Here is a 25,754-nt window from a genome sequence, read left to right on the forward strand (position 1 = left end):
GGCCACGTGGGTGACAATCGGTCACGTGGCTACGACGACGAACGTCTCCGACGCGCTGCGGTCCGCCCTCCGCCAGGCCGGGATCGTCCTGGTGCTCGGCACGGCCGTGGCGGCGCTCGTCGGGTGGCTGGTCCAGGGCATGCCCGGCCTGTGGGGCGCGCTCGTGGGCGCCGCGACCGCCGGCGGGTTCCTGCTGGTGACGGCGGTGGTCATGCTGGCGACGGTGAACGCGCCGCCCAGCACCACGGCGGCGGCGGTGCTCGGGTCGTGGCTGTTCAAGATGGTCCTGTTGTTCGTGCTGCTGATGGCGCTGCGGGACCAGCAGTTCATGAGCAAGGCGGTGTTCGGGATCGTCGCCGCGGTGGCCCTGGTCGGGGTGCTCGCCGTCGAGACCCGCGCGGTGCTGAAGGCCAAGGTGCCGTACGTGGACCCCGGAGCGGGGGGCGGTCAGGGTGGCTCAGTGGAGCGGCCCGAACAGCCCTAGGTGAAAGAGTCCACCCCTGCCGTTCGAGGTTCGGTCAACTGGTTGGTAAGGTGCGCGCTGGGATGAGTGACGAGACGGACAAAACCACCTCAACGGGTGACGGCGACGTCTGGAGGCTCATCAGCACCCTCGTTGCCGGCCCCGTCGTGTGGGGTGGCATCGGGTACCTCGTGGACTGGGCGAACGACAGCCGGATCTTCCTCCCGATCGGGCTGGGGTTCGGCTTCGTCCTGGGGTTCTACATCGTGTACGTCCGTCACGGCCGGGGCTGACCAGTCCGGCCGCGAGTGCAGGGAGACCACACTGAACGCGCAGTGGGTGGCCTCGAGTGTGCTGGCCGCGAGCGAGGGCGGCTTCCACAAGCCGTCCATCGAAGAGTTCTTCCCGGGCGCCCTGCTCTTCGCGGGCACGCCGTTCGAGATCAACCGGATCATGCTCATCCGGCTGGTGATGACCGTGGTCGTCGCCGGGTTCTTCCTGATCGCGATGCGGCGGCCGAAGCTGGTGCCCAGGGGCGTGCAGAACCTCGGCGAGTACGCGCTGGACTTCGTGCGCATCCACATCGCCGAGGAGGTCATGGGCCGGGACAACGGTCGCCGGTTCCTGCCGCTGCTGACCACGTTCTTCTTCCTGGTCTGGGCCTGCAACCTCGCCGGTGTCATCCCGCTGTTCAACATCGCGGGCAGCGCGGTGGTCGGCCTGCCGCTCGTGCTGTCGGTCGTGACCTACGTGGTCTTCAACTACGCCGGCATCAAGTCGCAGGGCTTCGGCCGCTACCTCAAGAACCAGCTCATCCCGACCGGCGTGCCCGTCTACATGCTGCCGCTGGTCATGCCGATCGAGCTGGTCTCCACGTTCATCCTGCGGCCGTTCACGCTGACGGTGCGTCTGCTGGCCAACATGATGGCCGGCCACCTCATGCTGGTGCTGTTCTTCAGCGCCACCAGCTTCCTGCTGTTCGAGGCGAGCGCCCTGTTCAAGCCGGTCGGCGTCCTGAGCTTCGCCATGGGCTTCGTGTTCACCCTGTTCGAGCTCCTGGTGCAGTTCCTTCAGGCCTACATCTTCACCATGCTCACCGCCGTGTACATCGACCTCGCGATGCACGAGCACTGAGTCGGCGTCCGCCGACCTCACAGGTTTGGGATGACCCCGCCCGGGCGCACACCGGGCGGGGCCTACCGGAAAGGGAAACAGGACAGATGAACATCGCCGCTGAGCTGGCCGGCAACATCACCAACATCGGGTACGGCCTCGCCGCCATCGGACCGGGCATCGGCGTCGGCATCCTGGTGGGCAAGACCGCCGAGTCGATGGCCCGCCAGCCCGAGCTGTCCGGCCAGCTCCGCACCACCATGTTCCTCGGTATCGCGTTCACCGAGGCCCTGGCCCTGATCGGCCTCATCGCCGGTTACATCTACTGACCTCACTCGACACTAGGCGGTGACCACCGTGAACAGCCAGACCGTGATCGCGGCGGAGCACAACGTGCTCCTGCCCGCGACCTACGACATCGTCTGGTCCACGGTCTGCTTGGTGATCATCGGCCTCGTCTTCTGGAAGAAGGTGCTCCCGCTCTTCCAGAAGGTGCTGGCCGAGCGCACCGAGAAGATCGAGGGCGGGATCGCCAAGGCCGAGGCGGCCCAGGCCGAGGCCCAGCGGACGCTGGAGCAGTACCGGGCCCAGCTCGCGGAGGCGCGGGCCGAGGCGGCCCGGATCAGGGACGACGCGCGGGCCGAGGGCCAGCGCATCGTCGACGAGATGCGGGAGCAGGCCCAGGCCGAGGCCAACCGGATCGTGGCCCAGGGCCAGGCGCAACTGGCTGCTCAGAAGGCGCAGATCGTGGCCGAGCTGCGGGCCGACCTCGGTCGGGTCGCGGTGGACCTCGCCGGCCGGGTGGTCGGCGAGTCCCTGGAGGACGAGGCTCGGCGTCGCGGCACCGTGGACCGGTTCCTCGACGAGCTGGACGCGGTCTCCGCTCCGGCGGCGAAGTGACACGGGCGGGGGATGACAGTCGATGACACTGCACGCCGCGAGCCGGGACGCCCTCGCCGCCGCTGAGCAGCGGTTGCAGGAGGTCGTCAGCGCGGGGCTCGACAGCGCGGGCCTGGGCCAGCTCGGCGACGAGTTGTTCGCCGTCGCCGGGCTGCTCACCCAGCAGCCCTCGCTGCGCCGCGCCGTGGCCGACGCCTCCACCGATCCGGGCCGCCGCGAGCGGCTGGTCCGGGGCCTGCTGGAGGGCAAGGTCGGCGCGGCCACCCTGGACGTGCTCACCTCGGTGGTCACCGCCCGCTGGTCCAGCCCGCGTGAGCTGGTGGCCGGGGTGGAGACGCTGGCCCGCACGGCCCTGCTGACGCGGGCCGAGCGGGACGAGCGGCTGGACGCGGTCGAGGACGAGCTGTTCCGGCTCGGCCGGATCGTGTCGGGGCAGCCGGAGCTGGACAGGTTGCTGTCCGACCCGGTCTCGCCGGCCGAGGGCAAGGTCGACCTGGTTCGGCGACTGCTCGCCGACCGGGTCGAGCCGGTCACGATGACCCTGGTCGAGCAGTTGGTGAGCCGGCCGCACGGGGTCGACGTGGTCGACGGGCTCGACGAGCTGGCCGCGATGGCGGCGCGACGTCGGGAGCGTTCGGTGGCCCACGTCCGGTCCGCCGTGCCGTTGAGCGAGGCCCAGCAGGAGCGGCTGGTCGCCATCCTGCGGCGGATCTACAACCGACCGGTCGCCCTGCACGTCGAGCTGGACCCGTCGCTGGTCGGCGGTCTGGTGGTCCGTGTCGGCGACGAGGTCATCGACGGCAGCGTCGTCGGCAGGTTGCAGGCCCTGGGCCGCGAGCTGGCCCGGTAGGCGAGACGGCCCGGCGCAGCCCACTCCGAGCCCCTTTCCCAAGTACGAACCGAGAGCAGGAACGACATGGCGGAGCTGACGATCTCGTCGGACGAGATCCGCAGTGCGATCGAGAACTACGTCTCCAGCTACTCCCCGGAGGTCAGCCGGGAAGAGGTCGGCGTTGTCACCTACTCCGGTGACGGCATCGCCTATGTCGAGGGCCTGCCCTCGGCGATGACCAACGAGCTGCTCGAGTTCCCCGGCGGCGTCCTCGGCGTCGCGCTGAACCTCGACGTGCGCGAGATCGGCGCGGTCATCCTCGGCAACTACGAGACCATCGAGGAGGGCCAGGAGGTCAAGCGCACCGGCCAGGTGCTGTCCGTGCCGGTGGGCGACGGCTTCCTCGGCCGCGTGGTCAACCCCCTCGGCCAGCCCATCGACGGCCTCGGCGAGATCGTCGCCGACGACCGCCGCGTGCTGGAGCTCCAGGCCGCGACCGTGATGGAGCGGCAGCCGGTGAAGGAGCCGCTCCAGACCGGCATCAAGGCCATCGACTCGATGACGCCGATCGGCAGGGGCCAGCGGCAGCTCATCATCGGTGACCGCAAGACCGGCAAGACCACGGTCTGCGTGGACACCATCCTGAACCAGAAGGCCGCCTGGGAGACCGGCGACCCGAACCAGCAGGTGCGCTGCATCTACGTGGCGGTGGGCCAGAAGGGCTCCACCATCGCGGCCGTGCGCAAGACGCTGGAGGACGCGGGCGCGCTGGAGTACACCACCATCGTGGCCGCCCCGGCGTCCGACCCGGCCGGCTTCAAGTGGCTGGCCCCGTACACCGGGTCGGCCATCGGCCAGCACTGGATGTACCAGGGCAAGCACGTCCTGATCATCTTCGACGACCTGACCAAGCAGGCCGAGGCCTACCGGGCCATCTCGCTGCTGCTGCGCCGTCCGCCGGGCCGCGAGGCGTACCCGGGTGACGTCTTCTACCTGCACTCCCGTCTGCTGGAGCGCTGCGCGAAGCTGTCCAAGGAGCTTGGCGGCGGCTCGATGACCGGTCTGCCCATCATCGAGACCAAGGCCAACGACGTGTCGGCCTACATCCCGACCAACGTCATCTCCATCACCGACGGCCAGTGCTTCCTGGAGTCCGACCTGTTCAACCAGGGCGTGCGGCCCGCGGTGAACGTGGGTATCTCGGTCTCCCGCGTCGGTGGCTCCGCCCAGATCAAGGCCATGCGGAAGGTCGCGGGCTCGCTGCGCCTCGACCTGTCGCAGTACCGCGAGCTGGAGGCGTTCGCCGCGTTCGCGTCGGACCTCGACGCGGCGTCCAAGGCCCAGCTCGAACGGGGCGCGCGGCTGGTCGAGCTGCTCAAGCAGCCGCAGTACAGCCCGCTGGCGGCGCAGGAGCAGGTCGCCTCGATCTACGCGGGCACCAAGGGCCACCTGGACTCGGTGCCGGTGGAGGACGTGCGGCGGTTCGAGGCCGAGCTGCTGGACTTCCTGCGGCGCAACCACAAGGGCATCCTGGAGGAGATCCGGGAGACCAAGGACCTCTCCGACGAGAACGAGCAGCGGCTGGCTGACGCGATCACCGCGTTCAAGCGGCAGTTCACCGCCTCGGACGGGTCCTCGGTGGTCAACGAGGCCGCGGCCGAGGCGATGGAGGCCGGCAAGGTCGGCCAGGAGTCGGTGAAGGTGCACAAGCCGGCCCCGGCCAAGAAGTGACGTGAGCCATGGCTGCTGAACTTCGGGCCCTTCGTGGACGGATCAAGTCCGTCCAGTCGACCAAGAAGATCACTCGTGCCTACGAGCTGATCGCCACCTCGCGCATGGCGAAGGCGCAGGCCCGGACGCAGGCGTCGAAGCCGTACGCCGACGAGATCGTCCGGGTGCTCTCCGCCCTGGCCGGGTCGGCGCGCCTCGACCACCCGTTCCTGGTGGAGCGGGAGCGGCCGAAGCGGGCCGGCGTCCTGGTGATCACCAGTGACAAGGGCATGTGCGGTGGCTACAACGCCAACGTCATCCGGGCCGCCGAGGAGCTCCAGGCCCTGCTCCGCGAGCAGGGCAAGGAGCCGGTGTTGTACGTGGTGGGCCGCAAGGGCCTGACGTACTACCGGTTCCGCCGGCGGACCATCGCCGCGTCGTGGACGGGCTTCTCCGAGATCCCGCACTACACGAACGCCTCGGAGGTCGGCGACACGCTGGTCCAGGCGTTCCTGGCCGGCGCGGACGACGAGGGCTCCGCTCCCGGAGCCGACGGCGTGCTCGGCGTGGACGAGCTGCACGTGGTGTACACCGAGTTCCGCTCGATGCTCACCCAGACGCCGGTGGCCAAGCGGGTCGCTCCCCTGGAGGTCGAGTACTCCGAGGAGAAGCCCGCGACGCCCCCGCCGGGGTACGAGTTCGAGCCGGACCCGGACACGCTGCTCGGCGCGTTGCTGCCGAAGTACGTCAAGACCCGGCTGTTCGCCGCGCTGCTGGAGTCGGCGGCCTCCGAGCTGGCCAACCGGCAGCGGGCGATGAAGGCGGCGACGGACAACGCCAACGAGCTGATCCGCACGCTCACCCGCGAGGCCAACCAGGCCCGTCAGGCCCAGATCACCCAGGAGATCAGCGAGATCGTCGGTGGCGCCGACGCGCTGGCCGCCGCAGGAAGTGATGAGTGACATGACTGCAACTGCCACTGCGACCGGCACGGGGCGCGTCGCGCGCGTCATCGGTCCGGTCGTGGACGTCGAGTTCCCCCGCAACGCGGTGCCGGAGCTGTTCAACGCCCTCAAGGTCAACGTGTCGGTCGCCGGCGTCGAGCGCACCCTGACCCTGGAGGTCGCCCAGCACCTGGGCGACAACCTGGTCCGCGCGATCTCCATGCAGCCGACCGACGGCCTGGTGCGGGGCGCCGAGGTGCGCGACACCGGCGACCCGATCTCGGTGCCGGTGGGCGACGTCGTCAAGGGCCACGTGTTCAACGCCCTGGGCGACTGCCTGGACGAGCCGGGCTACGCCGCGGACGCCGAGCGCTGGGGCATCCACCGCAAGGCGCCGTCCTTCGCCGACCTGGAGCCCAGGACCGAGGTCCTGGAGACCGGTCTGAAGGTCATCGACCTGCTGACGCCGTACGTGCGCGGCGGCAAGATCGGCCTGTTCGGCGGTGCGGGCGTCGGCAAGACGGTGCTCATCCAGGAGATGATCAACCGTATCGCCAAGAACTTCGGCGGCACCTCGGTGTTCGCCGGCGTGGGCGAGCGGACCCGTGAGGGCAACGACCTCATCCTGGAGCTGGGCGAGGCCAACGTCCTCAAGGACACCGCGCTGGTCTTCGGCCAGATGGACGAGCCGCCGGGCACCCGGATGCGGGTCGCGCTGTCGGCGCTGACCATGGCGGAGTACTTCCGCGACGTCCAGAACCAGGACGTGCTGCTGTTCATCGACAACATCTTCCGGTTCACCCAGGCCGGCTCCGAGGTGTCCACCCTGCTGGGCCGGATGCCGTCGGCCGTGGGCTACCAGCCGACGCTGGCCGACGAGATGGGTGAACTCCAGGAGCGGATCACCTCGACCAGGGGCCGCTCGATCACCTCGATGCAGGCGATCTACGTGCCGGCGGACGACTACACCGACCCGGCCCCGGCGACGACCTTCGCCCACCTGGACGCCACCACCGAGCTGTCCCGCGCGGTGTTCTCCAAGGGCATCTTCCCGGCGGTGGACCCGCTGGCGTCGTCGTCCCGGATCCTGGACCCGGCGATCATCGGCGACGAGCACTACCGCGTCGCCCGCGAGGTCGTCCGGATCCTCCAGCGGTACAAGGACCTCCAGGACATCATCGCCATCCTCGGCATGGACGAGCTGTCCGAGGAGGACAAGGTCCTGGTGCAGCGGGCCCGCCGGATCGAGCGGTTCCTGTCGCAGAACATGTACGCCGCCGAGCAGTTCACCGGCCAGCCGGGCTCGAACGTGCCGATCAAGGAGACGATCGAGGCGTTCGACAAGCTGTGCAAGGGCGAGTTCGACCACATGCCCGAGCAGGCGTTCTACATGTGCGGTGGCCTCGACGACCTGGAGGCCAACTACAAGAAGCTCACCGGCAAGTGAGCTGAGCGCGCCGGACGTCCGCGTGTGCGGAAGGGCCGGGCTCCCCTCGGGGAGCCCGGCCCTCGGCGTTTCGGCGGCGGGTCGTCACCGCTGGAGCGGGATGATCCGGCTGCCCCCGTCGGGAGGGACGATCTCGACGTCGACCCTGGGCCGGCCGTCGGGCACCAGGGCGGCGTCCCGGCCGAGCAGGACCCACCGGCGCTCCTCGGTGAAGTAGCTGATCCGGGCGCCGGGCCTGGCCACGATCCAGCCCTGCCCGTCCGGCAGGGGGACCTGGACCGGGAGTTCGGCGGCCGGGTCCGCCGGGCCGACGCGCGTGGTGCGTTCGGCGGCGCCCTCACCGCTGACCACGTACACCTGGGCCGGCTGCGAGTCCGACACGAGTTCGCCGACGAGCACCGGTCGGCCGTCGACCCTGGTGGCGACGAGCCACCGGGGGACCCCGTGCTCACGGGCGTACGGGTCGTACGCGCGTGCCCGCCACAGCGCCTCCTGGAAGTGGTTCAGCAGGTCCTCCGGCCGGGGCCGAGGGTCACCGCCGACCCAGGTCACGCCCGTGCGCCAGCCGAGCCCGGGGTCGAGCCGCACGCCCGACGGGGCGAGGCCGAGGTACTGCCTGGCGCGGACGAGGGGCACGCGCGTGCGGTGGTCCCTGCCGCCGCCCGCCGGGCTGCTCTCGACGGCGATCGTGTCGGCTCGGCTCTCCCCGGGGAGTTCGGCGACCTGGACGCCGTCCAGCGCCCGCATCGGGTGCCAGTCCCGCACCGAGCTGTCGCCCTCGAACCTGGGGTTCGCCGAGACCGACAGGGGCGTGCCGGGGTCGGGGACGAGGACCGTGCGGTCGTTGGGTCCGAACTGGAAGCCGGTCAGGGTGTCGCCGTGGGACGGGAAGCCGTCGCCGAGGAGCTTGACCGCGCCGTCGGCCGGGTCGACCCCGACCAGCCCGGTCAGGGTGACCTCCCTGTCGGTGTCGGCGGGGGGCAGGTCGCCGTGGGGGTGGAGGAACGCCCGTTGGAGGACGACAGCGGCGCGCCCGGCGGGGGTGGTCCCCGCCCAGTACACGTGGGGCTTCCCCCTGCGGTCGTCGAAGACGCCCCTGGCGCGGTTCCACGACCGGGGCAGGCCCTCCTCCCACGCCCGGACGGCGGTGGCGAGGAACTCCTGGTCGCCGGCGAGGTCGCCGCGGGTGGGCTGGTCGAGGCGGAGGTCCGTCGCGACGGCGGCGGGCGAGGGGTGCCGCCAGAGGGCGGCGGAGCCGACGCCGACCACCATGGTCAGCACGGCGGTGGCGCCCACGACGAGCGCGCGTCGGCGCGCCCTGCGGCGCCGCGCGCCGAGGAGCACGCGCTCGGGGAATCCGGATCGGACGTCCACTGTGGACGCGGCGTCCCTCAGGGACCGGCTCAGCAGCTCGGTGTCCAACGTTCAGTGCCTTCCTTGCGCGATGAGCTGGGGTTCTCCGAGCAGGTCCCGGAGCCGGGCCAGACCGCGGGAGGTCTGGCTCTTGACGGTGCCGAGACCGCAGCCGAGCGCGGCGGCGGTCTGCGCCTCCGACAGGTCGTCGAAGAACCGCAGCACCAGCACCGCGCGCATGCGGGGCGGGAGCTGGGAGAGCGCGGAGACCACGCGGTCCCGGTCGGCGACCGCGTCCTCGTGGCCGCGCGTCGCGGGGTCGGGAGCGCTCTCCAGCGGCGCCTCGCGGACCCGGCGCGCCCGGCGGCGCCACCGGTTGGCCGCCGCGTTGGCCAGCGCGGCCCTGACGTAGGGCTCGGCGTCGCCCCTGATGCGTCGCCAGCGCGCGTAGACGCGTTCCAACACCTCCTGGAGCAGGTCCTCGGCCGCGTGCTGGTCGCCGCCGCAGAGCAGGTACGCGGTGCGGAGCAGGGCCTGGGATCTGTGTCGGACGAAGTCGCCGAAGTCGGCGTCCGTGTCGGCCACCACCACCCCCGTCACGGTCGTGGGCCACCGGCCGGCGACCCGTCGTCCCCTCGGACACCGGGACGCCGCGCCGGGGTTGCCACGGCACCGTCTAGACTGCGCGAGGAGGACCGACGAAGGAGATGCGCGTGGCCGAGATGTCCGTCCAGCTTGTCGCCGTCGAGCGCCGCCTGTGGTCCGGCAGGGCGACGGCCGTGGTCGCCCAGACCACCGAGGGCGAGATCGGCATCCTCCCCGGGCACGAGCCGCTGCTCGGCCAGCTCGTGGAGGGCGGCGTCGTGCGGATCACCACCGCCGACGGCGACGTGACCACGGCCGCGGTCCACGGCGGCTTCCTCTCGGTGACCGGCGAGGGCGTGAGCGTGCTCGCCGAGGCCGCCGAACTCGCCCACGAGATCGACGTCGAGCGGGCCAGGGAGGACCTGCGCCAGGGCGACGACGAGGCGCGAGCACGAGCCATCGCACGTCTGCGGGCGGCCGGACACGCAGCCTGAGACGGCGCGGGCGGGCCGGGCCGTGTGGATCGCCGAGATCGTCGGGGTGGTCCTCTTCGCGGTGGCGGTCGCGCTCGCCCTGCTCGCCTGGCGTCGACTGCGCCTGCTCCGCCAGGGGGGCGTCGACGTGGCGCTGCGGTCCCGGCTCGACGAGTCCGGCAGGGGCTGGCACCTCGGGATCGGGCGGTACCGGGGCGACGAGTTCGCCTGGTACCGGATCCTGAGCGTGCGGTCGGGGCCGGACCGGATCATCCGGCGGGACGGACTGGAGATCTCCACGCGTCGCGAGCCCACCGGCACGGAGACCTACGCGATGCCGCTCAGCTCCACCGTGCTGACCTGTCGGGCCACCGACGGGGACGTGGAGCTGGCGATGGGCCCGGACGCGCTCACCGGCTTCCTGTCGTGGCTGGAGTCGGCCCCGCCGGGCCGCCAGGTCCCCTGGGCCTCCTGAGGGGCCGACCTCCCGCTCATCCCGACCTCATCCCAACCCGGCCGACCCGCCCGCGCGGCACCCGACAACGAGGTGCGCGGGGCGGGTCGGAGCCGTTCCTGGCCCGGTCGGTCGCGGCTCAGCCGTTGGCGGGCTCAGCCGTCGGCGGGCTCAGCCGTTGGCGCCGGGCTGCCAGAGCACGTCGCCGTCGGGGTTGGCGGTCCTGGCCAGGATGAAGAGCAGGTCGGACAACCGGTTGAGGTACTTCGCGGCGAGGACGTTCGTCCGCTCCTCGTCCGCCTCCAGCAGCGCCCACGTGTTGCGCTCCGCGCGCCGGGTCACGGTGCGCGCCTGGTGCAGCAGGGCCGCGCCGGGGGTGCCGCCGGGCAGGATGAACGAGTTCAGCTTGGTCAGGCGGGCGTTGTACTCGTCGCACCAGCCCTCCAGCCGGTCGACGTAGGCCTGCGTGACGCGCAGCGGCGGGTACTTCGGGTCCGGCGCGATCGGGGTGCACAGGTCCGCGCCCACGTCGAAGAGGTCGTTCTGCACGCGGCGGAGCACGGCGGCGACGTCGTCGGGCAGCGCGCCCAGCGCCACGGCGACGCCGATGGCCGAGTTCGCCTCGTCGACGTCGGCGTAGGCGACCAGCCGGGGATCGGTCTTGCGGACGCGGCTGCCGTCGCCCAGGGCGGTGGTGCCGTTGTCGCCGACGCGCGTGTAAATCTTGGTCAGATGCACGGCCATGGGCGCAGGGTAGTCCCGCGCGCTGTGACCGCGGTCGCCGCGCGCGGCGGGGCACTGGACTACCCGTGTCATGCTGGGGAGTGATGAGCGAGCTTCCCGACAGCGGCGCCGCACGTCCGGCCCCGGTGCACAGCCTGGACACCGTCTGCCCCACCTGTCAGGGCAACCACGAGATCACCGTCGCGAAACTGTCCGTGACCGACGACGCGGGCGTGAGCCTGACCGGCTCGTTGGAGTGCCCGCAGTGCGGCGGGGACGGTCGGCTGACCGGTTTCGTGCCGCCGGTCTAGCCGGTGCGGAACCGATTCCGCCCCGCGCATACGATGGCTCGTCGTGAGCGAGCACTTCCGGGTACAGGGCGGCGCGCGCCTCGTCGGTGAGGTCGAGGTCGTCGGCGCCAAGAACAGTGTGCTGAAACTGATGGCCGCGGCGTTGCTGGCCGAGGGCACGACCACACTCACCAACTGCCCGGAGATCCTGGACGTCCCGCTGATGGCCGACGTCCTGCGCGGCCTGGGCTGCGCGGTGACGGTCGAGCACGACGTGGTCTCCATCACGACGCCGGCCGAGCTGAGCCACCGCGCGGACTTCGCGTCGATGAGCAAGCTGCGGGCCTCGGTGTGCGTGCTGGGCCCGCTGGTGGGACGCCTGCGGCGCGCGGTGGTCGCGCTGCCGGGCGGCGACGCCATCGGCTCCCGCCCGCTGGACATGCACCAGAACGGCCTGCGGCAGCTCGGGGCGCGCAGCGAGATCGAGCACGGCTGCGTGGTGGCCGAGGCCGAGGGGCTGCACGGCGCGCAGATCTGGCTGGACTTCCCGAGCGTGGGGGCCACCGAGAACATCCTGATGGCCGCGGTGCTGGCCGACGGGACGACGGTGATCGACAACGCGGCGCGCGAGCCGGAGATCGTCGACCTGTGCACGATGCTCCAGCAGATGGGCGCGAAGATCGAGGGCGCTGGCACGTCGACGCTCACGGTGCACGGCGTCACCTCGTTGCGGCCCACCCGGCACCGGGTGATCGGCGACCGGATCGTCGGGGCGACCTGGGCGATGGCCGCCGCCATGACCAGGGGCGACATCACGGTGCGCGGCGTCGACCCGCACCACCTGGACCTCGTGCTGGAGAAGCTGCGGCTGGCCGGCGCCGACGTCAGCCTGCTCGACGCGCCGTCGCCCGCCGACGCCGTCCCGTCGGCGCCCCCCGGGACCTCGCCGCTGTTCTCCGCGACGTCGGGGCAGGGCTTCCGGGTGCAGATGAACGGCCGGCCGAGGTCGGTCGACTTCGTGACGCTGCCCTACCCGGGCTTCGCCACCGACCTCCAGCCGTTCGCCGTGGCGCTGGCCGCGGTCTCCGACGGCGTCTCGATGATCACCGAGAACGTGTTCGAGGCGCGGTTCCGGTTCATCGAGGAGATGGTCCGGCTGGGCGCGGACGCCCGCACCGACGGACACCACGCGGTGATCAGGGGCGTCGAGCGCCTGTCCAGCGCGCCGGTGTGGGCCTCGGACATCCGCGCGGGCGCCGGCCTGGTGCTGGCCGGCCTGTGCGCCGAGGGCGTGACCGAGGTCTGGGACGTCTTCCACATCGACCGCGGCTACCCGTGCTTCGTGGAGAACCTGCGCCGGTTGGGCGCGGACGTCGAGCGGGTGGCGGAGGCGCCGAGCAGGTGAGCCCGCTCCGCCGGTCGCAGTGCCGGTGACCTGGGAGGACGCTGTCCGGAACGAGAAGGACGAGCAGCCGGTCCGCCGCCGTCGGTGGGCCGGCTGACCGCTGTTCACACCCCTGGCCGGCAGCCCGTCGAGTGTGAGCAACGACATCCGCCGCCCAGGTTACTGGTCAGTACGCTGGCCGCACACATCCGGAGTGTGAGCGGGAGGTTGCCATGCCGTACCCGACCGACCGCGAGCGCGATCGCCCGTGGGTGATGCGGACCTACGCCGGCCACTCCTCGGCGGCCGCGTCCAACGCGTTGTACCGCCGGAACCTGGCGAAGGGGCAGACCGGCCTCTCCGTGGCCTTCGACCTGCCCACCCAGACCGGCTACGACTCCGACCACGAGCTGGCTCGCGGCGAGGTGGGCAAGGTCGGGGTGCCCGTCGGCCACCTCGGCGACATGCGCCAGCTCTTCGAGGGCATTCCGCTGCACGAGGCCAACACCTCGATGACGATCAACGCCACGGCCATGTGGCTGCTGGCGCTCTACGTGACCGTTGCCGAGGAGCAGGCCGCCGAGCGCGGGGCGGACCGGAACGAGGTCCTCGCCGGCCTGGCCGGCACCACCCAGAACGACATCATCAAGGAGTACCTGTCCCGGGGGACCTACGTGTTCCCGCCGGGGCCGAGCCTGCGGCTGATCACCGACATGGTGGCGTGGACGGTGCGGCACGCCCCGAGGTGGAACCCGATCAACATCTGCTCCTACCACCTCCAGGAGGCCGGGGCGACCCCGACGCAGGAGGTCGCCTACGCCCTGTGCACCGCGATCGCCGTGCTCGACGCGGTGTTCGGCTCCGGCCAGGTGCCCGAGGAGCGCCGGGGCGAGGTGGTCGCCCGCATCTCCTTCTTCGTCAACGCCGGCGTGCGGTTCGTCGAGGAGATGTGCAAGATGCGGGCCTTCGCCGCCCTCTGGGACGAGATCACCCGGGAGCGGTACGGCATCGAGAACCCGAAGCACCGGCGGTTCCGGTACGGGGTGCAGGTCAACTCGCTGGGCCTGACCGAGGCGCAGCCGGAGAACAACGTCCAGCGCATCGTGCTGGAGATGCTCGCGGTGACGCTGTCCCGCGGCGCCAGGGCGCGGGCCATCCAGCTCCCCGCGTGGAACGAGGCGCTGGGCCTGCCCCGCCCGTGGGACCAGCAGTGGGCGCTGCGGATGCAGCAGGTGCTGGCCTACGAGACGGACCTGCTGGAGTACGAGGACCTCTTCGACGGCTCGCCCGTGGTCCAGGCGAAGGTGGACGAGATCCTCGCCGGGGCCAGGGCCGAGATCGACCGGGTGCAGGCGATGGGCGGCGCGGTCGCCGCCGTGGAGAGCGGCTACATGAAGTCGCGGCTGGTCGCGTCGCTGGCGGAGAAGCGCCGGCGGATCGAGGCGGGCGAGGACGTCATCGTCGGGGTGAACAGGTTCACCAGCACCGAGCCGAGCCCGCTCCAGGCCGAGGGGGCCAACGCGATCGAGACCGTGGACCCCGCCGTGGAGGCGCGGGCCGTGGAGGCGATCCGGGAGTGGCGGGAGCGGCGGGACGGCGCGGCCGTGGACGCGGCGCTGCGCGACCTGCGGGACGCGGCCAAGACCGACGCCAACCTGATGGAGGCGACGCTGGCCTGCGCCAGGGCCGGGGTGACCACCGGCGAGTGGGCGGGGGCGCTGCGCGAGGTGTTCGGCGAGTACCGGGCGCCCACCGGGGTGTCGGCGGCGGCCGCCGCCGGCGAGGCCGGCGCGGAGCTGGGCCGGGTGCGGGAGAAGGTGCGCGCGACAGGGGAGGAGCTGGGCGAGCGGCTGCGGATGCTGGTCGGCAAGCCCGGCCTCGACGGCCACTCCAACGGCGCCGAGCAGGTGGCGGTGCGGGCGCGCGACGTCGGTTTCGAGGTGGTGTACCAGGGGATCCGGCTGACCCCGGCGCAGATCGTGGCCGCCGCCGTGCAGGAGGGCGTGCACGTGGTCGGGCTGTCGGTGCTGTCCGGCTCGCACCTGGAGGTGGTGCCGGCGGTGGTCGACGGGCTGCGCGCGGCGGGCGCCGGCGACGTGCCGGTGATCGTCGGCGGGATCATCCCGCCCGAGGACGCGGCGCGGCTGCGCGAGCGCGGGGTGGCCCGCGTCTTCACGCCCAAGGACTACGCGTTGACCGACATCATGTCCGAGATCGTCGACGTGATCCGCGAGGCCAACGGCCTGGGCCGGTGACCTGGGGCGGGTCCCCCGCGCGGACGAGGCGGGGGACCCGCGCCGACCGGTGTCAGACGCCGGTGCGGCCGTCGATCCGTTCCCGGACGAGGTCGGCGTGGCCGTTGTGCCGCGCGTACTCCTCGATCATGTGGACGTAGATCCACCGCAGGCTGACCTCGCCGTACTCGAACCGGCCGGTGTCGTCCAGCGCGCGGGCGGCGGCGTTGGCCCTGGCGCGGGCGACCTCCGCCTCCCAGGTGGCGAACACCTCGGCCACCGGGACCTCCTCGCCGGTGGTGAACCCGCCGCTGTCGGCGCCCTCGCCGCCGTCCTCCCCGTCGCCGTAGATCACGCCGACCTCCTCGCCGGCCAGGATCCGGCGGAACCAGTTCCGCTCGACCTCGGCCATGTGCCGCACCAGGCCGAGCAGGGAGATCGGGGAAGGCGGGGTGGACGCGGCCCTGAGCTGCTCCTCGTCCAGCCCGGCGCACTTGGCGGCGAGCGTGGCGCGGTGGAAGTCCAGCCAGCCCTCCAGTGTGGAGCGCTCGTCGGCGGCGAAGGGAGGGATCGGGCGGTCGGGAGAGGACATGGCCACGAGTATTCGCCACACCCCTGACAGGAACAGGAACAGGAGCGGGAGCGCGGCGCGCCGGGGTCGGGCCGTGTCAGGAAGGGTGCGGTGTCAGCGTCGGACCCCCGTCAGGAACCGTCCGGCGCCAGGGCGGCCAGGACGGCGGCGGTCGTGGTGACCTCGGCGAAGTGGCCGTGCAGGTTGGCGGCGGTCGCCCTGGCGAACTCCTCGGCGGTGACCAGCGCGCCGTCCGGCCCCCGCTCGTCGAAGGTGTGCGTCGCGTCCAGCGCGACCCGCACGCGGTAGCCGAGGTCCCCGCCGACCCTGCTGGTCGTCTCCACGCAGCGGTTGGTCTGGATGCCGCACACCACGATGTCGCGGATGCCGTTGTCGGTCAGCCACGCGTGCAGGTCGACGTGTCCGTGGAAGGCGGAGTGCGCGCTCTTGGGCACCAGCAGGTCCGGGCGCACGCCGTCGAGTTCCGGCTTGAACGCGTTGCCCGGCTGGCCGGGCGCGAGCGGCGAACCGGGGGTGGTCGAGTCGTGGCGCACGAGCACGACCGGCTGGCCGGCGTCCCGCCAGCCGTCGAGCAGGGCGCGCACGTTGGCCTCGCAGGCCGGGTTGTCGCGCCTGCCCCAGGCGGGGGAGTCGAAACCGCGCTGGACGTCGATCACGATCAGGGCCGTCTTGGTCATGGCCACGAGCCTGCCGGGGCGGGCGGGTCCGCCGACAGTGGCGGGAACCGCCTGCTGCGGTACTTTCCCGCCATGCGGGTCGTGGGGCTGGTGGCGCTGCCGGGCAGCCGGACGTTCGACGTGGCCGTGGCCAGCGAGGTGTGGGGCGTGGACCGGACGTCCTCCGGGATCGGGCCGTTCGAGCTGCGGATCTGCGCTCCGGGGCGGCGCGCGGTCGACCTGCGCCCCGCCGGCGCGCTGCGCGCCACGCACGGCGTCGGCGGGCTGGACGACTGCGACCTGGTCGTGGTGCCGGGGCGGCACGACCCGTTCGCCGCGACGCCCCGGTCGGTCGTGGCGGCGCTGCGCGCGGCGCACGCGCGGGGCGCGGTCGTGGCCTCCCTGTGCTCCGGTGCGTTCACGCTGGCCGCCGCCGGCCTGGTCGACGGCCGGCCGGCGACCACGCACTGGCTGCTGCTGGACGAGCTGGAGCGCGCGGCTCCCCGCGCGGACGTGCGCAGGGACGTGTTGTTCACCGAGGCGGACGGGGTGTTCACGTCGGCGGGGGTGGCCGGCGGCGTGGACCTGTGTCTGCACCTCGTCCGCCTGGCGCACGGCGCGGAGGTGGCGGCGGCGCTGGCCCGGCGGATGGTCACGCCGCCGGCGCGGGAGGGCGGCCAGCACCAGTACGTCGAGGCCCCGGTGCCCAGCCGGCCCGGCCGCGCCGACATGGCGTCCATTGTGGACTGGGCAGCGGGGCGGATCGGGGAGCCGATCGGCGTCGCCGACCTGGCCGCGCGCAGCGGGATGAGCGAGCGCACCTTCCTCCGCGCGTTCCGCGCGGCGACCGGCAGCACGCCGGGTCGATGGCTCCTGCTGCAACGGGTTCGTCACGCCCAGCGGTTGCTGGAGAGCACCGACCTGCCGGTCGAGCGCGTCGCGGAACGGGCCGGTTTGGGCACCGCGGCCAACCTCCGCCGCCGGATGCGGGCGGAACTCGGCGTCGGTCCCTCGGCCTACCGCCGCACCTTTCGCGCGGCCTGAGCGCGCGCCCCGCGGAGTGGGGGTCAGATGCCGCTCACGCCGAGGAGATCGGCCATCTCGTTGGCGAAACACCGGGGACCCTGGCGGACCCGGCGGCTCGTGCGGTAAGTCGGGGCACGTGGAGGCGAGTGCTTCGTCGCCCTGCCGTTGAGGTGAGGGCGCGGGCATTCGCCGATGGCGTGGCATCGGCTGAGCGGACGGTGGGGGCATGACGGGCATGAGCGGGAACGGCGCGGGCGTGAACGGCTGGGACGCGCGGGAGGCGCGCGACGTGGCCGTGTCCAGCGGCGCGCGGGTGCGGGGTCTGGAGGGCATCGACCTGTTCGACGTCGACGTGCTGGTGGGCCGGCACCCGGACCGCCCTGGGCAGGACGGCGATCCCGCCGCCGTGTGGTCGATGTTGAACGGCAACGGGATCCACGCGGGCGCGGTCTGCTCGGTGCGGGGCGCGGTCTTCGACCTCACGACGGGCAACACGGAGACGCACGCGGTCGCCATGGCCTATCCGCGACTGGTTCCTGTGTCCACTGTGGACTTAAGGGACGCGCTCCGCGCCGAGCGGGAGATCGAGCGCATGGCGGAGGACGGCGCGCGGGTGCTGCGCCTGTTCCCCGACGAGCAGCGGGTGGAGGCGGACTTCCCCGGGTTCCGGCACGTCGCGCGCCGCGCCGCCGAGCGGGGTCTGGTGGTCCTGACCGGCGGGGACGTGCGCCGGGTGTGGCGGCCGTTCGCCGACCTCGGCGCCACCGTGGTCTTCCTCGACACGCACTGCTACCACCTCGCCGACTTCCTGCTGCTCGCCAGGGACGAGCCGGGTTTCCACACCTCGACGCGCCTGCTGAACTCGGTCGACAGCCTGGAGCTGGTGGCGGCCGAGGTGGGGGCGCGTCGGTTGCTGTTCGGGTCGCGGGCTCCGTTGTCGGAGCCGACGGTGCCGCTGTTGCGCCTGAGCAGGTCGGGGCTGGAGCCGGAGCAACGCGCCCTGGTCGGCGGGGGCAACGCGCGGCGGCTGCTCGGGCTCGACGGGCCTGACCCGCGGTGAGGGGCGGCGGGCGCGGCCCGAACCCGGTCTCACCGGGGTGCCCTCCCGCGCGGTTCAGATCGCGAGTTCCACAGTGGACGGATGTTGCGAGATTTTCTCGGCCCCGCATGCAAATGCGCATCCTGTGAAAGTTTCAGGGGTCAGCCGATCGTGGGAGCGATCGACTGGTCCGAAATCCGTAGGCTTCCGGCCACGATCCCTGTCGTTCGCGTCGAGGAGTTGCCGTGGCGGAGGCGTTCAAGCCCAGTGTTCGGTTGCGTCGGGTCGGTCGGGTCCTGCGTCAGTGGCGGGAGCGGGCCGGCATGAAGGGCAAGGGGCTGGAGGTGGCGCGCAGCCTCGGCTGGTCACAGGCCAAGCTGAGCCGGCTGGAGAACGCGACCCAGCCGATCAACCCGGTCGACGTGCTGGCCCTCGGCCTCGTCTACCAGATCCCCGAGGACGAGCGGGACGCCCTGTTCCTCACCACCCAGAACGCCCAGCAGCGCGGCTGGTGGGAGGAGTACGGCTGCAACGCGTTGTTCGACGCGGCGCAGGACTTCGTCGAGCTGGAGTCCGAGGCGTCCCTGCTCCGCTCGTACAAGGTCGACCTGGTCCCCGGACTGCTCCAGACCGAGGAGTACGCGACCTCCCTCGCCAGGGCCGACGTCCCCGCCGTCTCCGAGGAGACGGCCCGGCAGCGGGCCGCCGTGCGCGTGACACGCCAGAAACGCCTCTACGACGGCAAGCCCCTGCGGGTGGAGGCCGTCGTGAGCGAGTCCGCGCTGCGCCAGGTGGTCGGGGGACCGAGGGTGATGCGCGAGCAGCTCGAACGCCTCATCACGCTGGCGGAGCTGCCGCACGTCGTCATCCAGATCATGCCGTTCGACGTGGGCGCCTACCCGGCGATGGGGTCCACGTTCGACATGCTCTCCTTCGACCAGGACCACCACGACGACGTCGTGTACCTGGAGAGCCTGACCCAGGGGCAGTACGTGGAGGACCCGGAGGTCGTCTCGGTCTTCACCCTCAACTTCGAGAGCATGCGCGAGGTCGCGCTCGACGAGGACGCCTCGCGCAAGCTGATCGCCGACGTCGCGGAGAGCCTCGCCTGACGCCGGGGAGGGCCATGACCGTCACCGCCACGCGACCCTGGCGGGCGGCGACCGCCAGGGCCGCGTCGCGGCGAGGCGGGAGCGGGCCGGCGCCGTGCGTCTTCGCGTCACGCCGTGGTCAGGACTGGTCGAGCGCCACCTTGATCCCGAGCGCGACCAGGACGGCGCCGGTCAGCCGCTCCAACGCCAGGCGCACCCGGTCCCTGGTGAGCGCGCGGCCGAGCGCGCCGACCGCCAGCGAGAACACCCGCCACCACAGCACGGCGCTGAGCAGGAACACCGCCGCGAGCACGGCCGAGGTCGCGGTGCGGGGCTCGTCGGCGGCCACGAACTGCGGCAGCAGCGTGAGGAACAGCAGCGCGATCTTGGGGTTGAGCAGGTTGTTGAGCACGCCCTGCCGGAACGCCGCGCCGCGCGTCACGACCTCGCCGGTCGCCGCGTCGACCTCGGCGACCGGCGCGGGGGCCGCACCGCGCCGGGAGTGCCAGAGCGCGCTCACCCCCAGGTAGACGAGGTACGCCGCGCCCGCCAGCTTCACCACCGTGTAGGCGGTCGCGGACGCGGCCAGCAACGCCGAGAGGCCGAGCACCGCGGCGGCCGCGTGCACGGCGATGCCCGTGCAGCAGCCCAGCCCGGTCCACCACGCGAGGCTCGCCCCGCCCCGCATCCCGTTGCGCAGCACGATCGCCCAGTCGGGTCCGGGCGTGATGGTGAGGATCGTGACGACCAGCAGGAACGGCAGGAGCTGAGCGGGCATTGCGCCATGCTAGGAGCTTCCGGGCGCCACACAAGAGGCGTAACGTCGCGTCAGTGAGCGACTACCAGCACATCCTCGTCCGGCGGGACGGCGACGTCGCGCGGGTCACGATGAACCGGCCGGAGCGGCGCAACGCGTTGTCGGCGGAGCTGCTCACCGAGCTGCGCGCCGCGTTCGAGGAGATCTCCGCGAGTGACGCGAGCGGCGTGGTGTTGGCCGGCAACGGGCCGGTCTTCTCGGCGGGCCACGACTTCGCCGACGTCGTGGGTCGGGACGTCGACGGTGTGCGCGAGCTGCTCAAGCTGTGCACGGACCTGATGCACACGATCCAGTACCTGCCGCAGGTCGTGGTCGCCAGGGTGCACGGCCTGGCGACGGCGGCCGGGTGCCAGCTCGTGGCGTCCTGCGACCTCGCGGTCGCCGCGGAGTCCGCCGGGTTCGCCCTGCCCGGCGGCAAGGGCGGCTGGTTCTGCCACACGCCGGCCGTGCCGGTGGCGCGGGCGATCGGCAGGAAGCGGCTGATGGAGATGGCGTTGACCGGCGACGTGGTCGACGCGACCACCGCGGCGGAGTGGGGCCTGGTCAACCACGTCGTCGCCGACGACGAGCTGGACGAGGCCGTCGACGCGTTGCTCGCGCGCGCCACCCGGGGCAGCCGCGACAGCAAGGCGATGGGCAAGGCGACCCTGTATGCCCAGCTCGACCGGCCGGAGAAGGACGCGTACGACATCGCCGTGGAGGTCATGGTGGCGACCTCGCAGACCCCGGCGGCCAAGGAGGGCATGACGGCCTTCCTGGAGAAGCGCCCTCCGGTCTGGCCCGACTAGGGCGTGTCTGACTTTTCGGTGACCGGTCGGGTCATCAGGCTGGCGATCGTGAGGGCGCCGGGTAGGACTGGGCGGTCTTGTCGTAGCGGGTGGCCAGGCCACGCCAGTGCTTGAGGCGGTTGACGCAGCGTTCCACCGTGTTGCGACCGCGGTGGGCCACCTGGTCGAAGTCCGGCGGCCGGCCACCGCGACTGCCCTTGGCCAGCCGGTTGCGTCACCCGGTCGGCGGCCTGCGGGATCGTCGTGGTGACGCCTCGGCGGCCGGGAGCTCGCGGATCACCCGGGGATCGTCGTGGGCCTTGTCTGCGAGCAACCCGACGGCAGCAACGGCTCGATCCGGGACTGGGCCTGGTCGGTCAGCTCGCCACGACGCACCACGAGATCGATGAGCAAACACGCCCTGGCGCGGGGAGACCGCTCGCGCGGGAGCCGCTCGCGACCGCCGCCGCCGGCGGCGTGGGAGCCGCCCGTCCGGCCCGGTCCCGGGATCTCCCGCGAACCGCTCGCCGACGGCAGAATCCATTAACGGAACGCGTCGTTAACGGAAATGGTCGGTATCGGCGAACGGAGCGCGGATGGACGAGACGAACCTCCCGGCGGACCGGACACGGCGCCTGGTGGGCCGAGTGGTCGCCAGCGGTGGCACGGAGCCCGCGATCGCGCCGTTCACCGGCCGGCCGCTCGCCGAACTGCCCCAGTCCACCCCGGACGACGTGTCCGAGGCCTACCGGCGCGCCACCGAGGCCCAGCGCGCGTGGGCCGACGTCCCGGTGCGCGAGCGCGCGGCGGTGTTGCTCCGCTACCACGAGCTGGTGCTCGCCCACCGCGACGAGATCCTCGACCTGCTCCAGACGGAGACCGGCAAGGCCAGGTGGCACGCCTACGAGGAGATCGTCATCGCGGCGATCAACGCCCGCTACTACGGCCGGCGCGCGCCGCGCCTGCTCGCCGCGCACCGGAGGGGCGGCGTCATCCCCCTGCTCACCAGCGCCAGGGAACTGCGCCACCCCAAGGGCGTGGTCGGGCTGGTCTCGCCGTGGAACTACCCGGTGGCGCTGGGGATCTCGGACGGGCTGGCCGCGCTCGTGGCCGGGAACGCGATCCTGCACAAGCCGGACAACCAGGGCTCGCTCGCCGTGCTCCGCTGCGTCGAGCTGCTGCACCAGGCGGGCCTGCCCGAGGGGCTGTGGCAGGTGGTGCTCGGCGACGGCCCGGTCGTCGGGGGCGCGGTCGTCGACATCGCCGACTACGTCTGCTTCACCGGCTCCACGCGCACCGGGCGCACCGTCGGCCGACGCGCGGGCGAGCGCCTCGTCGGGTGCTCGCTCGAACTGGGCGGCAAGAACGCCATGCTGGTCCTCGACGACGCGGACGTGAACCGGGCGGCGGAGGGCGCGGTCCGGGCGTGCTTCTCCTCCGCCGGCCAGCTCTGCGTGTCCATCGAGCGGATCTACGTGGACCGGCGGGTGTGGGACACGTTCGTCCCCGCGTTCCTGCGCCGCGTCAGGGCGATGCGGCTGTCCGCCGGCCTCGACTGGGACGCGGACATGGGGTCGTTGGTGTCCCGACGGCAGCTCGACGCGGTCACGGCGCACGTGGAGGACGCGGTCGCCAAGGGCGCCACGGTGCTCGCCGGCGGCAGGGCCCGGCCCGACCTGGGGCCGTACTTCTACGAGCCCACCGTGCTCACCGACGTGACGCCGGACATGGCCTGCTTCGCGGACGAGACCTTCGGCCCGGTCGTCGCGCTCCACCCGTTCGAGCACATCGAGGAGGCCGTCGCCGCGGCCAACGACACCCCGTACGGGCTCAACGCCAGCGTCTGGACGCGGGACAGGGCGCGCGGCGCGCGCGTCGCGGCCCGGCTGCGCGCGGGGTCGGTCAACGTCAACGAGGGCTACGCCGCGAGCTACGGCAGCGTGGACGTCCCCATGGGCGGCGTCGGCGCGTCGGGTGTGGGAAGACGTCACGGCGCGGAGGGCCTGCTGCGGTTCACCGAGGCGCAGGCCGTCGTGACCCAGCACGTGATGGGACTGGGCCGCCCGCCCGGCGTGAGCTACCCCCTGCTGGCACGCGGTTACGCCCTGCTGCTGCGGGTGCTCCACCGCATCGGGAGGGCGTGACCAGGGCGCTCGCCGCACCGGCGACCGATGACTGGCTGTTACACAACAGTCGGTTCGCCGCGAAACACCCCGCATACCTTCGTCGCGATCGACGGAAGGGGAAGCAGGGTGAACTTCGGGGAGTTCGTGGCGGACCGTCGGGAGTCGTTGGTGCGGCGCGCGTGGGCGATGACCGGCAACCGCGCGGACGCGGAGGACCTGGTGCAGACGGCGTTGACCAACACCTTCGCCGCGTGGGAGCGCCTGCGGGAGCCGGCCGCCGCCGACGCCTACGTGCAGCGTGCGATCACCAACACCTTCGCGTCCTGGCTGCGCCGCAAGAACCGGCGTTACCAGGAGTTCCCCACCGCCGACCTGCCCGAGCGCCCCGACGAGTGGGACACGCCGGAGGAGATCGCGGCCCGCGACGAGCACGTCCGGTCGATGGCGGCGCTGCGCGAGGCGCTCGCCGCCCTGACGCCGCGCCAGCGCAGCGCCGTCCTGCTGCGTTACCTTCACGGTCGGACCGAGGCGGAGACCGCGGAGACGCTCGGCTGTTCGGTGGGCACGGTGAAGAGCACCGTGTGCCGGGCCCTGGCGAGGATGCGGCGCCAGCCCGCCGTGCTGGCGGTGCGGGCGGAGGGCGGGGTGTTCGCCGCCGAGCCGGCGGGGACCCGGCCGCGGGTGGAGCGGGCCCTGCTGGCCGCGTGACCAGGGCAGGTGTGTGACGCCGCACGGAGGTGCGGGCTGGACGGGAGAGGCGGGACGGTGCGTCGTGGGGTGCGCGGCGCCGTCGGCGTGGGGCTGGCGGCGCTGACGGCGGTCGCCGCCACCGCCTGCACGCGTGACCCCGCGCTGCGGTTGGAGGGCGTCGCCCCGTCCTCGCCGGCCGCCCGGCCGTCGGCCGTGCCACCGGACCCGACCGACATCCGCACCGTGGACCTGCGCAGCATCCTGCTCGCCGACCCCGGCGTCGGGCCGCTGGTCAAACAGGCGGTCCTCACGTGCGACGCGTGCGGCCAGGAGAAACCGACCTATGTGGACCTGACGGGGGACCACGTGGAGGACGCCGTCGTCATCATCCGCCAGCCGGAGCGCAGGGACGTGGCGGCCCTCTACGTCTACAGCTTCCAGCGCGGCGAGATCCGGCAGATCTTCTCCTTCTTCGGCAACGACGACCTGTCGGCGCAGGAGAGCAACGGGGACCTCGTCGTGCGGCACCACGCGGGGGCGGAGGTCGTGCGGGCCCGGTGGGACGGGCTCTCCCTGTCCGTCGTGGAGCGTTCCGGCGGCCGTCTGGCGCCGACGGGCGGCACCTCCGCCCCGAAGGAGCCGGCGACCAGCTCGTCGCCCGCGAAGGAACCGACGCCGAGCGCGTCGCCCGCGAAGGAACCGACGGTGAGGGGGACGACGCGATGAGGCGCGCGCTCGCCGTGCTCGTGGTCGTGCCACTGGTGCTCGCCGTCGGAGCCTGCGGTCGGCGGCCGGCGTTGCAGGTCGAGGGTTCCGCGCCCAGCGTGACCGCCCGGCCGGTCACCTCGACCACCTCGGTCCCGCCGCCGCGCCCCAGCAACCCGGACAACATCCGGGAGGTCGACCTGCGGGGCGCGCTGCTGGCCGACCCCCAGGTCTCCCCGTACGTCAAGAAGACCCTCAGCCGGTGCGGCGACTGCGGCCTCCAGCAACCGTCCTATGTGGACCTGACACGGGACGGGCGGGAGGACGTGGTCGTCCAGGTCGTCTCCGGGGCCGAGAACGACACCGAGCGGGACGCCGAGACGGCGTACTACGTCTACAGCGTCCAGAACGGCGAACTCCGGCAGATCTTCGGCGTGACCGGGACCAGCGCCATGGAGGTGTGGCCGGACAACGGCGACCTGATGCTGTGGCGCGCGTTGTTCGCGCCCGGCGACCCGTACTGTTGCCCGTCCGGCGAGGAGACCGTCCGGTACTCGTGGGACGGGAGACGACTGGTGGAGGTCAGGCGGTACCCGGAGCACCGGGCGCCGACGAGTGTCAGACCGACCCCCGTCCCGAAGCCGAAGGAGAGCCGGTGACCCCAGAACCCGCGACCGAGGTGCTGCTCGTGGAGGACGACGCGGTCATCCGCGAGGCGACCCAGCTCGCGCTCGAACGCTACGGGTTCCGGGTCAGGACCGCGCCCGACGGGCTGGTCGGCCTGGAGTCGTTCACCTCGGCCCCGCCGGACATCGCGGTCCTCGACATCATGCTCCCGCACCTGGACGGCATCAGCCTGTGCCGCCGCATCCGTGACGCCTCGGCCGTGCCGGTGCTGCTGCTGTCCGCGCGGTCGGACCCGCTGGACGTCGTGCAGGGGCTGGAGGCCGGGGCCGACGACTACGTCACCAAGCCGTTCGACACCCAGGTCCTCGTCGCCCGCATCCGCGCGGTGCTGCGCCGTTCCGGCGTCGAACCGGTCACCGGACCGGCCGGGGTCGAGGTCTTCGGGGACCTGGAGATCGACCGGGCGGCCATGGAGGTGCGCCGGGGCGGCGAGCTGCTGTCGCTGACGCCCACCGAGTCGCGCCTGCTGCTGGAGTTCGCCGCCGAGCCGGGCATCGTGCTGTCCAGGGACACGTTGCTGCGCAGGGTGTGGGACTACCCGGCCGGCGGCGACACCCGGGTCGTCGACGTGCACGTCCAGCGGCTCAGGGCGAAGATCGGCAAGGAGCGCATCGAGACGGTGCGCGGGTTCGGCTACAAGCTGAGGCGCTGAC

The 25,754-nt window shown here is 72.4% G+C and carries 29 protein-coding genes; 23 read left to right on the forward strand and 6 right to left on the reverse strand.

Going from position 1 to position 25,754, the window contains the following annotated elements; all coding sequences use genetic code 11:
- Positions 1-25 precede the first annotated feature (25 nt).
- The 9 genes from LX15_RS20045 (at position 26) to atpD (ending at position 7,409) form a co-directional block, all read left to right on the forward strand.
- Entirely contained in the window at positions 26-484 is a 459-nt protein-coding gene (locus LX15_RS20045) for a Cg1360 family ATP-synthase-associated protein (protein WP_253671150.1), read from the forward strand.
- Positions 485-546: 62 nt separating this feature from the next.
- Complete coding sequence (locus tag LX15_RS20050; protein WP_073485101.1) at positions 547-756, forward strand: AtpZ/AtpI family protein; 210 nt, start codon at positions 547-549, stop codon at positions 754-756.
- A gap of 46 nt (positions 757-802) precedes the next feature.
- Entirely contained in the window at positions 803-1,597 is a 795-nt protein-coding gene (atpB, locus tag LX15_RS20055; RefSeq protein WP_253671151.1) for a F0F1 ATP synthase subunit A, read from the forward strand.
- Between the two features lie 86 nt (positions 1,598-1,683).
- Positions 1,684-1,905, forward strand: a complete 222-nt coding sequence (locus LX15_RS20060) for an ATP synthase F0 subunit C (RefSeq protein ID WP_073485103.1) — start codon at positions 1,684-1,686, stop codon at positions 1,903-1,905.
- A 28-nt stretch (positions 1,906-1,933) separates the two neighbouring features.
- Entirely contained in the window at positions 1,934-2,476 is a 543-nt protein-coding gene (locus LX15_RS20065) for a F0F1 ATP synthase subunit B (protein ID WP_253671152.1), read from the forward strand.
- Between the two features lie 22 nt (positions 2,477-2,498).
- A complete protein-coding gene (locus tag LX15_RS20070; RefSeq protein WP_253671153.1) occupies positions 2,499-3,326 on the forward strand; it encodes a F0F1 ATP synthase subunit delta in 828 nt (275 codons plus the stop codon).
- A 66-nt stretch (positions 3,327-3,392) separates the two neighbouring features.
- Positions 3,393-5,039 (forward strand): F0F1 ATP synthase subunit alpha, encoded by a 1,647-nt coding sequence (atpA, locus tag LX15_RS20075; RefSeq protein WP_253671154.1) that lies wholly within the window; start codon positions 3,393-3,395, stop codon positions 5,037-5,039.
- A gap of 8 nt (positions 5,040-5,047) precedes the next feature.
- Complete coding sequence (locus LX15_RS20080; protein WP_253671155.1) at positions 5,048-5,980, forward strand: F0F1 ATP synthase subunit gamma; 933 nt, start codon at positions 5,048-5,050, stop codon at positions 5,978-5,980.
- A gap of 1 nt (position 5,981) precedes the next feature.
- Positions 5,982-7,409, forward strand: a complete 1,428-nt coding sequence (atpD, locus tag LX15_RS20085; RefSeq protein ID WP_372502761.1) for a F0F1 ATP synthase subunit beta — start codon at positions 5,982-5,984, stop codon at positions 7,407-7,409.
- A gap of 84 nt (positions 7,410-7,493) precedes the next feature.
- On the opposite strand, the gene LX15_RS20090 is transcribed toward atpD, so the two are convergent.
- Together LX15_RS20090 and LX15_RS20095 are read right to left on the reverse strand one after the other, a co-directional pair.
- Complete coding sequence (locus tag LX15_RS20090) at positions 7,494-8,831, reverse strand: hypothetical protein (RefSeq protein WP_253671157.1); 1,338 nt, start codon at positions 8,829-8,831, stop codon at positions 7,494-7,496.
- Positions 8,832-8,834: 3 nt separating this feature from the next.
- Positions 8,835-9,353, reverse strand: coding sequence for a SigE family RNA polymerase sigma factor (locus LX15_RS20095; RefSeq protein ID WP_253671158.1), 519 nt, complete (start codon positions 9,351-9,353; stop codon positions 8,835-8,837).
- A 122-nt stretch (positions 9,354-9,475) separates the two neighbouring features.
- Here LX15_RS20095 and LX15_RS20100 point away from each other — a divergent pair, with 122 nt between their 5' ends.
- Together LX15_RS20100 and LX15_RS20105 are read left to right on the forward strand one after the other, a co-directional pair.
- Entirely contained in the window at positions 9,476-9,841 is a 366-nt protein-coding gene (locus LX15_RS20100; protein ID WP_253671159.1) for a F0F1 ATP synthase subunit epsilon, read from the forward strand.
- A 22-nt stretch (positions 9,842-9,863) separates the two neighbouring features.
- Positions 9,864-10,295 (forward strand): DUF2550 domain-containing protein, encoded by a 432-nt coding sequence (locus LX15_RS20105; protein WP_253671160.1) that lies wholly within the window; start codon positions 9,864-9,866, stop codon positions 10,293-10,295.
- 150 nt (positions 10,296-10,445) lie between these two features.
- On the opposite strand, the gene LX15_RS20110 is transcribed toward LX15_RS20105, so the two are convergent.
- On the reverse strand, positions 10,446-11,018 hold the full coding sequence (locus LX15_RS20110; RefSeq protein WP_253671161.1) for a cob(I)yrinic acid a,c-diamide adenosyltransferase: 573 nt from the start codon (positions 11,016-11,018) through the stop codon (positions 10,446-10,448).
- Positions 11,019-11,101: 83 nt separating this feature from the next.
- On the opposite strand from LX15_RS20110, the gene LX15_RS20115 reads away from it, so the two are divergent.
- From LX15_RS20115 to LX15_RS20125, 3 genes are all read left to right on the forward strand, one after another.
- A complete protein-coding gene (locus LX15_RS20115; RefSeq protein ID WP_253671162.1) occupies positions 11,102-11,308 on the forward strand; it encodes a hypothetical protein in 207 nt (68 codons plus the stop codon).
- A gap of 43 nt (positions 11,309-11,351) precedes the next feature.
- Positions 11,352-12,692: a UDP-N-acetylglucosamine 1-carboxyvinyltransferase gene (locus tag LX15_RS20120; RefSeq protein WP_253671163.1), complete on the forward strand. Its 1,341-nt coding sequence runs from the start codon at positions 11,352-11,354 to the stop codon at positions 12,690-12,692.
- Between the two features lie 212 nt (positions 12,693-12,904).
- Complete coding sequence (locus tag LX15_RS20125; RefSeq protein ID WP_253671164.1) at positions 12,905-14,926, forward strand: ethylmalonyl-CoA mutase; 2,022 nt, start codon at positions 12,905-12,907, stop codon at positions 14,924-14,926.
- A gap of 52 nt (positions 14,927-14,978) precedes the next feature.
- Here the strand turns inward: LX15_RS20125 and LX15_RS20130 are convergent, their stop codons facing one another.
- Positions 14,979-15,497, reverse strand: coding sequence for a DinB family protein (locus LX15_RS20130; protein WP_253671165.1), 519 nt, complete (start codon positions 15,495-15,497; stop codon positions 14,979-14,981).
- A 110-nt stretch (positions 15,498-15,607) separates the two neighbouring features.
- Entirely contained in the window at positions 15,608-16,174 is a 567-nt protein-coding gene (locus tag LX15_RS20135; protein ID WP_253671166.1) for a cysteine hydrolase family protein, read from the reverse strand.
- Between the two features lie 72 nt (positions 16,175-16,246).
- Between LX15_RS20135 and LX15_RS20140 the strand changes: the two genes are divergently transcribed.
- The 3 genes from LX15_RS20140 (at position 16,247) to LX15_RS20150 (ending at position 19,330) form a co-directional block, all read left to right on the forward strand.
- On the forward strand, positions 16,247-17,197 hold the full coding sequence (locus LX15_RS20140) for a GlxA family transcriptional regulator (RefSeq protein WP_253671167.1): 951 nt from the start codon (positions 16,247-16,249) through the stop codon (positions 17,195-17,197).
- Positions 17,198-17,405: 208 nt separating this feature from the next.
- Complete coding sequence (locus tag LX15_RS20145; RefSeq protein WP_253671168.1) at positions 17,406-18,239, forward strand: amidohydrolase family protein; 834 nt, start codon at positions 17,406-17,408, stop codon at positions 18,237-18,239.
- Between the two features lie 224 nt (positions 18,240-18,463).
- The gene (locus tag LX15_RS20150; protein ID WP_253671169.1) at positions 18,464-19,330 is read left to right on the forward strand and encodes a helix-turn-helix domain-containing protein; all 867 of its coding nucleotides are present in this window, start codon (positions 18,464-18,466) and stop codon (positions 19,328-19,330) included.
- 118 nt (positions 19,331-19,448) lie between these two features.
- Here LX15_RS20150 and LX15_RS20155 read toward each other — a convergent pair whose 3' ends face one another.
- The gene (locus LX15_RS20155; RefSeq protein ID WP_253671170.1) at positions 19,449-20,087 is read right to left on the reverse strand and encodes a LysE family translocator; all 639 of its coding nucleotides are present in this window, start codon (positions 20,085-20,087) and stop codon (positions 19,449-19,451) included.
- A gap of 53 nt (positions 20,088-20,140) precedes the next feature.
- Between LX15_RS20155 and LX15_RS20160 the strand changes: the two genes are divergently transcribed.
- From LX15_RS20160 to cseB, 6 genes are all read left to right on the forward strand, one after another.
- Positions 20,141-20,914 carry an enoyl-CoA hydratase-related protein gene (locus LX15_RS20160; protein WP_253671171.1) on the forward strand — a complete coding sequence of 258 codons (774 nt, stop codon included), beginning with the start codon at positions 20,141-20,143 and terminating at the stop codon, positions 20,912-20,914.
- Between the two features lie 575 nt (positions 20,915-21,489).
- On the forward strand, positions 21,490-23,037 hold the full coding sequence (locus tag LX15_RS20165) for a succinic semialdehyde dehydrogenase (RefSeq protein ID WP_253671172.1): 1,548 nt from the start codon (positions 21,490-21,492) through the stop codon (positions 23,035-23,037).
- Positions 23,038-23,145: 108 nt separating this feature from the next.
- The gene (locus LX15_RS20170; RefSeq protein ID WP_253671173.1) at positions 23,146-23,727 is read left to right on the forward strand and encodes a SigE family RNA polymerase sigma factor; all 582 of its coding nucleotides are present in this window, start codon (positions 23,146-23,148) and stop codon (positions 23,725-23,727) included.
- A gap of 57 nt (positions 23,728-23,784) precedes the next feature.
- Entirely contained in the window at positions 23,785-24,435 is a 651-nt protein-coding gene (locus tag LX15_RS20175; protein ID WP_253671174.1) for a hypothetical protein, read from the forward strand.
- Positions 24,432-25,073 carry an LppP/LprE family lipoprotein gene (locus LX15_RS20180; protein ID WP_253671175.1) on the forward strand — a complete coding sequence of 214 codons (642 nt, stop codon included), beginning with the start codon at positions 24,432-24,434 and terminating at the stop codon, positions 25,071-25,073. Before LX15_RS20175 ends, LX15_RS20180 begins: the two co-directional genes overlap by 4 nt.
- Complete coding sequence (gene cseB, locus LX15_RS20185; RefSeq protein ID WP_253671176.1) at positions 25,070-25,753, forward strand: two-component system response regulator CseB; 684 nt, start codon at positions 25,070-25,072, stop codon at positions 25,751-25,753. The genes LX15_RS20180 and cseB overlap by 4 nt, the downstream gene beginning before the upstream one ends.
- Position 25,754 lies beyond the last annotated feature (1 nt).

The organism is Streptoalloteichus tenebrarius (genome assembly GCF_024171885.1).
GTDB classification, from domain to species: Bacteria; Actinomycetota; Actinomycetes; order Mycobacteriales; family Pseudonocardiaceae; genus Streptoalloteichus; species Streptoalloteichus tenebrarius.